Origin of the sequence: Promicromonospora sp. NPDC060271 (genome assembly GCF_042726755.1) — a bacterium.
In the GTDB taxonomy this organism is placed as follows: domain Bacteria; phylum Actinomycetota; class Actinomycetes; order Actinomycetales; family Cellulomonadaceae; genus Promicromonospora.
Map to the genome: position 1 here is coordinate 1 of NZ_JBHXBG010000247.1, position 6,156 is coordinate 6,156.

At 71.1% G+C, this 6,156-nt stretch carries 7 protein-coding genes; 6 read left to right on the forward strand and 1 reads right to left on the reverse strand.

From position 1 onward, the window contains the following. The first annotated feature begins 210 nt into the window (after positions 1-210). The 5 genes from pyrH to ACFWE2_RS24070 all read left to right on the forward strand — a co-directional run bounded on the left by pyrH (position 211) and on the right by ACFWE2_RS24070 (position 4,231). Positions 211-930 (forward strand): UMP kinase, encoded by a 720-nt coding sequence (pyrH, locus tag ACFWE2_RS24050; RefSeq protein ID WP_116677620.1) that lies wholly within the window; start codon positions 211-213, stop codon positions 928-930. A 142-nt stretch (positions 931-1,072) separates the two neighbouring features. Continuing rightward, entirely contained in the window at positions 1,073-1,630 is a 558-nt protein-coding gene (gene frr, locus ACFWE2_RS24055; RefSeq protein WP_377226734.1) for a ribosome recycling factor, read from the forward strand. Between the two features lie 50 nt (positions 1,631-1,680). Next, positions 1,681-2,523: a phosphatidate cytidylyltransferase gene (locus tag ACFWE2_RS24060; protein WP_377226735.1), complete on the forward strand. Its 843-nt coding sequence runs from the start codon at positions 1,681-1,683 to the stop codon at positions 2,521-2,523. Positions 2,524-2,588: 65 nt separating this feature from the next. Beyond that, positions 2,589-3,683 (forward strand): 23S rRNA (adenine(2503)-C(2))-methyltransferase RlmN, encoded by a 1,095-nt coding sequence (gene rlmN / locus ACFWE2_RS24065; RefSeq protein WP_377226738.1) that lies wholly within the window; start codon positions 2,589-2,591, stop codon positions 3,681-3,683. A 5-nt stretch (positions 3,684-3,688) separates the two neighbouring features. Next, a complete protein-coding gene (locus ACFWE2_RS24070; RefSeq protein WP_377226739.1) occupies positions 3,689-4,231 on the forward strand; it encodes a DivIVA domain-containing protein in 543 nt (180 codons plus the stop codon). Between the two features lie 126 nt (positions 4,232-4,357). On the opposite strand, the gene ACFWE2_RS24075 is transcribed toward ACFWE2_RS24070, so the two are convergent. Then, positions 4,358-4,753: a MerR family transcriptional regulator gene (locus ACFWE2_RS24075; protein ID WP_377226736.1), complete on the reverse strand. Its 396-nt coding sequence runs from the start codon at positions 4,751-4,753 to the stop codon at positions 4,358-4,360. Positions 4,754-4,811: 58 nt separating this feature from the next. Between ACFWE2_RS24075 and ACFWE2_RS24080 the strand changes: the two genes are divergently transcribed. Next, the gene (locus ACFWE2_RS24080) at positions 4,812-6,128 is read left to right on the forward strand and encodes an MFS transporter (RefSeq protein WP_377226737.1); all 1,317 of its coding nucleotides are present in this window, start codon (positions 4,812-4,814) and stop codon (positions 6,126-6,128) included. The last annotated feature ends 28 nt before the right edge of the window (positions 6,129-6,156 follow it).

Sequence of the window (6,156 nt, forward strand, 5' to 3'; positions counted from 1 at the left end):
TGGTTTCCCGCGTCGTTCCTTCCCGCACCCCGGCCGGCCGGTCCCGGGCTGCGGGGGGGGCGGGGCCGACGCGTAGGCGGGCCGGTGCCTCTGACGGGGGCCGGTGCGCACGCCGGGCTCCGTCAGGGGCACGAGCCAGCTTCCCGGTAGTGACGACCGAAGGGTGACGGACCAGTGAGCGACGAGGCGACTCAAAACTTCGCGGTGGACATGGAGGGCAAGCCTGCCCGGCGTGTGCTCCTGAAGCTGTCGGGCGAGGCGTTCGGCGGCGGCAGCGTAGGGCTCGACGCCGTCGTCGTCCGGCGCATGGCCAAGGAGATCGGCGTGGCGGTGCGCGACGGCATCCAGGTCGCCATCGTCGTCGGCGGCGGGAACTTCTTCCGCGGCGCCGAACTGAGCGTCGCGGGCATGGACCGCGCCCGCGCCGACTACATGGGCATGCTCGGCACGGTCATGAACTGCCTGGCCCTGCAGGACTTCCTGGAGCAGGCCGGCGTCAAGACGCGCGTCCAGACCGCGATCACCATGGGTCAGGTCGCGGAGCCGTACATCCCGCTGCGCGCGATCCGGCACCTGGAGAAGGGCCGCGTCGTCATCTTCGGCGCGGGTGCGGGCATGCCGTACTTCTCGACCGACACCGTGGCGGTGCAGCGCGCCCTGGAGACGGGCTGCGAGCAGGTGGTCATGGGCAAGAACGGCGTCGACGGCGTCTACGACTCCGACCCGCGCCGCAACCCCGACGCCAAGAAGCTCGACCACCTCACCTACACGGACGCGCTCGTCAACCGGCTCGGCGTCATGGATGACACGGCGCTGGCGATGTGCCGCGACAACAACGTGCAGATGCGCGTGTTCGGCATGGAGGGCGAGGGCAACGTGACCCGCGCGCTGGCGGGCGAGCCCATCGGCACGCTGATCACCTCGCGCTGACCACCTCGCGCCGCCCCCCCCGCCGAGTCCGCACCGACCCGGCGGGACCCGGGCTCCGGTGAACGCGCGATCCTTTCGGTAGCCGGGCAAAGTGTCCGTAGAGTGGCCCCGGCACCACCCGTAGACGAATGAAGGAGCAGTGGTGATCGACGAGACCCTCCTCGAGGCCGAGGAAAAGATGGAGAAGGCGATCGAGGTCGCCAAGGAAGACTTCGCGGGCATCCGTACCGGTCGTGCCAACGCGGGGATGTTCAGCAAGATCACCGTCGACTACTACGGTGCGCCGACGCCGCTGCAGCAGCTCGCGTCGTTCAACATCCCGGACGCCCGTACCGTGATGGTCGCCCCGTTCGACAAGAGCTCGCTGCCCGCCGTCGAGAAGGCGCTGCGCGACTCCGACCTGGGCGTGAACCCCGCGACCGACGGCAACGTCGTCCGCGTGGTGCTGCCCTCGCTCACGGAGGAGCGTCGCCGCGACTACGTGAAGCTCGCCAAGGCCAAGGCCGAGGAGGCTCGCGTCTCGGTGCGCAACATCCGGCGCAAGGCCAAGGACGAGCTGGACCGCGTCGTCAAGGACGGCGAGGCCGGCGAGGACGAGGTCGTGCGCGCCGAGAAGGAGCTGGACAAGCTCACCAAGAGCCACGTCGACGTCATCGACCAGCTGCTCGCCACCAAGGAGAGCGAGCTGCTCGAGGTCTGATGTCCGCACCACCTCGAGACAGATCAGAGCGCGACAGTGCGCAGACCGCCGTGAGTCCAGACTCCGAGGCCGTACCGGCCCCGAGGAAGTCGCGCGCAGGCCGTAACCTGCCCGCAGCGATCCTGGTCGGCCTCGGCCTGCTCGGGATCGTCGGCGCGTCGCTGTACTGGCGACCGGAGCCGTTCGTCCTCTTCGTGGTCCTCCTGATGTGGGCGGGGCTGTGGGAGCTGCGCCAGGCGTTCGCGCGCCGTAACCTGCGCCTGCCGATGGTGCCCCTGTTCGTGGGGGCCGCCGGCATGATCGTCTCCGCGTACCGGGGCGGCGGTGAGGCGCTGTTCGTCGCCTTCGTGCTGACGGTCGCCGCGGCCGTCGTCTGGCGTGCGCTCGACGGGTCCGGCCTCGGCGCCGTCCGGGACTCCGCCGCGTCGGTCTTCGCCGCCGCGTACGTCCCGTTCCTCGCGGGGTTCGTCGTCCTCATGCTGGCGCAGCCCGACGGTGAGATCCGGGTCGTGCTGTTCGTGCTCCTGGCGGTCGCCAACGACACGGGCGGCTACATCGCCGGCGTCCTGCTGGGCAGGCACCCGCTCGCGCCGACGGTGAGCCCGAAGAAGTCGTGGGAGGGCCTGGCCGGCTCGATCGTGCTGGCCACCGCGGTGGGTGTGCTCGGAGCGGTCTACGGGCTGGGCGAGAGCCCGGTCCTCGGGATAGCGCTCGGCGTCATGACCGCCATCACTGCCACTGTGGGCGATCTCGCCGAGTCCCTGCTCAAGCGTGACCTAGAATTGAAGGACATGGGCTCATTGCTCCCGGGGCACGGGGGCGTGCTGGATCGCCTCGACTCGATGATCATCACAGCGCCCTTCGTCTATCTCGTGCTCTCGGTGGTTGCCTGATGAAAACTCCCCTTGCCCAGCCCGTCGTGCGTCCCTCGGACGAGACGCCGGCGATCCCGCTGCAGATGGCGCCGAAGCGCCGCGGCAAGCCCCCGAGGCACTTCGCCGACCTCACGCCGGAGGAGCGGGTCGCCTCGGTCGTGGAGGCGGGCGAGCCGGCGTTCCGCGCCAAGCAGCTCGCCACGCACTACTTCACGCACTACACGAGCGATCCGGCGAAGATGACCGACCTCCCGGCGAAGTCCCGGGACGCGCTCGCGACCACCATGTTCCCCGAGCTGATGCGGCCCACCCGCAAGCTCGAGGCCGACGGCGGCACCACGGTCAAGACGCTCTGGCACCTGTTCGACGAGGCCAAGGTCGAGTCGGTGCTGATGCGCTACCCGCAGCGCACCACCCTGTGTGTCTCCAGCCAGGCGGGCTGCGGCATGGCCTGCCCGTTCTGCGCGACGGGACAGCTCGGCCTGACCAGGAACCTCTCGACGGCGGAGATCCTCGAACAGGTCCGCGCGGCGTTCCGCTCGCTGGCCGACGGCGAGATCCCCGGCGGCGTCACCCGGCTGAACAACCTGGTGTTCATGGGCATGGGCGAGCCGCTGGCCAACTACAAGGCGGTGATCGAGACGGTGCGGACGCTGGTCGCGCCGCAGCCGGAGGGCTTCGGCATGTCGGCCCGCAACGTCACGGTCTCAACGGTCGGCCTGGTCCCCGCGATGCAGAAGCTCACCAAGGAGGGCATCCCGGTCACGCTCGCCCTCTCGCTGCACGCGCCCGACGACGACCTGCGCTCCGAGCTGGTGCCGATCAACACGCGCTGGAGCGTCGACGAGACCCTGGACGCCGCGCGGAACTACTTCGAGGTGACCGGCCGCCGCGTGTCCATCGAGTACGCGCTGATCAAGGACATGAACGACCACGCATGGCGGGCGGACCTGCTCGGCGAGAAGCTCAACGCCCGCGGCCGCGGCTGGGTGCACGTGAACCCGATCCCGCTCAACCCGACGCCCGGCTCCATCTGGACCGCGAGCGACCGGGATGTCGAGGACGAGTTTGTGGCACGATTGCGCGGTCACGGGATCCCGACCACGATCCGTGATACCCGCGGGAGCGATATCGACGGGGCCTGCGGGCAGCTTGCGGCTGAGGAGGACGACGAGTGAGTGGGATGTTCAACAGCGTTCCCGCGATGCGCACCGGGTACGACAAGGACGAGGTCGACGAGTTCTTCGAGCACGCGCGGCAGGCGTACGAGGGGCGTACCGCGGACCGGCTGACGAGTGCCGACATCCAGGCGTCCACGTTCGACCTGACCCGCGGTGGGTACAACACCCACGAGGTCGACGCGGCGCTCGACCGGCTCGAGGCGGCGTTCATCGCCAGGCAGCGCGCGGAGTACTCGGCGGCGCACGGGCAGCAGGCCTGGATGAACGCGCTCGCCGAGCGTGCGCGTTCGCTCTACGGGCGTCTCGGCCGGCCCGACGGCGAGAAGTTCGCGCCCGCCGACCGTGGCTCGCAGGGCTACGACAAGGACGACGTCGACGACCTGTGCGACCGGCTCATCGGGTACTTCGACCGGCAGGAGCCGCTGACGGCGGGCGACATCCGGTCGGCGACCTTCGGACGCGCGCGCGGTGCGGACGCCTACGACGAGGCCTCGGTGGACGCGTTCCTGAGCCGCGCGGTAGAGGTCCTGCTCGGCGTCGAGTGACGCCGTTTCCGCGAAGTAGAACCGTGGCGAAGTAGAACTCTGGCGAGATCGAACTGGGGCCGAAACGATTATCGTTTCGGCCCCAGTTCTATCTCGCCAGGGTTCTGTCTCGGCGCAGGAGGGCGGTCAGGGGGTCAGCGCCGGTTCTGCTGCCTCACGGAGCAGCACCTCGTTCTGGGTCGCCTTCAGGAACGAGCGGATCGAGTCCCGGCTCCGGGTGAGGCAGTCGATGCGCTCCTGGACGCCGACGAGCTCCGTGGCGAGCTGTTCGGCCACCTCGCGCGGGCACGTCGGCTCGTCGCGGGCCGCGGCGAGCTCGGCGTCGAGCAGCACCTTGACCAGCCGCGTCGGGATGCCGGCCTGGACCAGGCCCGCCACGCGGGACACGCGCTCCACGTGGGCCTCGGTGTAGGTGCGGTAACCGTTCGGCGCCCGGTCCGCCTCGAGCAGGTCCTGCTGCTCGTAGTACCTGATCAGGCGGGTGGTCACGCCCGTACGGGCGGCGAGCTCACCGATCTTCATGTTGGCCTCCGGACAGGGCTTGACATTGACACCAGTGTCAAACTTTAGCGTTGCCGACATGGAGACGACAGCCACTACAACAGGCACTACGACAGGCACTACGACAGGCACTGCGCCAACCCTCGAGCCGGTCCTCGCCGACCCGGACGCGGGTACACCGAACCGCCCCACCGACGTCCTGCCCTGGCCGTCCCTGCTCGTGCTGGGCGCGGGGACGCTCCTCATGGTCACCGCCGAGATGCTGCCGACGGCCGTGCTGGAGCAGATGAGCACGGGCCTCGGCGTCGCCGAGTCGAGCACCGGCATGCTGGTCTCGGTGTGGGCGGCGGTGGTGGTCGTGCTCAGCTTCCCGCTGGTGCGGCTGACGCGCGGCAGGGACCGCCGCGCCGTGATCGCCGGCGGACTGGCCGTGCTCGCCCTCTCGTCGGCCCTCACCGCCCTCGCGCCGACGTTCCAGCTCGCGGTCGGGGCACGGATCCTGGGCGCGGCAGCGGTCGGGCTGCTGTGGGCCACGACCAACGCGCACGTCGCCGACCTGGTCCCCGACCGCCTGCTCGGGCGCGCCGTCGCCGTGGTGCTCGGCGGGGCGACCCTCGGGATGGTCGTGGGTACCCCGCTCGCCAGGCTCGTCGCCGACGCCGCCGGCTGGCGGGCCGCCTTCGGGGCGCTCGCGGTCCTCGGCGTCCTGGGGGCCGTCGCGGTCCGGCTGGTCGTGGCGCGTGCGGCGGCCCCTGCGGCTCCGGAGGTCCCGGAGGGCGGGGCGGGCGCGGCGGGCGCGACGGCGGACGGGGCGGAGCCAGACCCGGGCGCCCCGGCGCCGCGCGGCATGGGCCCACTGCTGGTGGTGACGGGCCTCGTGGCGCTGGTGCTGGTGGGTCACTACGGCGCGTACACCTACATCACACGCCTGACGGAGGCGCCGGCCGAGGCGCTGCCCGGCGGGATGAGCGCGCTGCTGCTGGTGTTCGGCCTCGCCTCGGCGGTGGGGGTGGCACTGGCCGGCCGGTTCGGCAACCGGACCGCGCCTGCGCTGGTCGTGAGCGTGGCCGCGACCGCGCTGACCGTGGCGGCGCTGGGCGTCGTCGACGTGCACCCGGCGGTGGGCCTCGCCGTCGTCGTGGCGTGGGGAGTCGTGTCGGGCGGCATGCCGCCCTTCGCCCAGACGCTGATCCTGCGGCTGGCCGGACCCGAGCGGCGCTCGTTCGCCGGCGCGCTCATCCCCGTGCTGTTCAACGGCGGGATCGCTGTCGGTGCCGCGCTGGCGTCGCTCGTGGTGGCCGGCTCGGGTGTGACGGCGCTGCCGCTGCTGTCGGCGCTGGTGGTCGCGGCGGCCGCGATCGGCCTGGCCCTGTCCCTCCGTCGCGCCGCCGCATGACGAGAACGGGATCGTGTTCGCGCAGGAG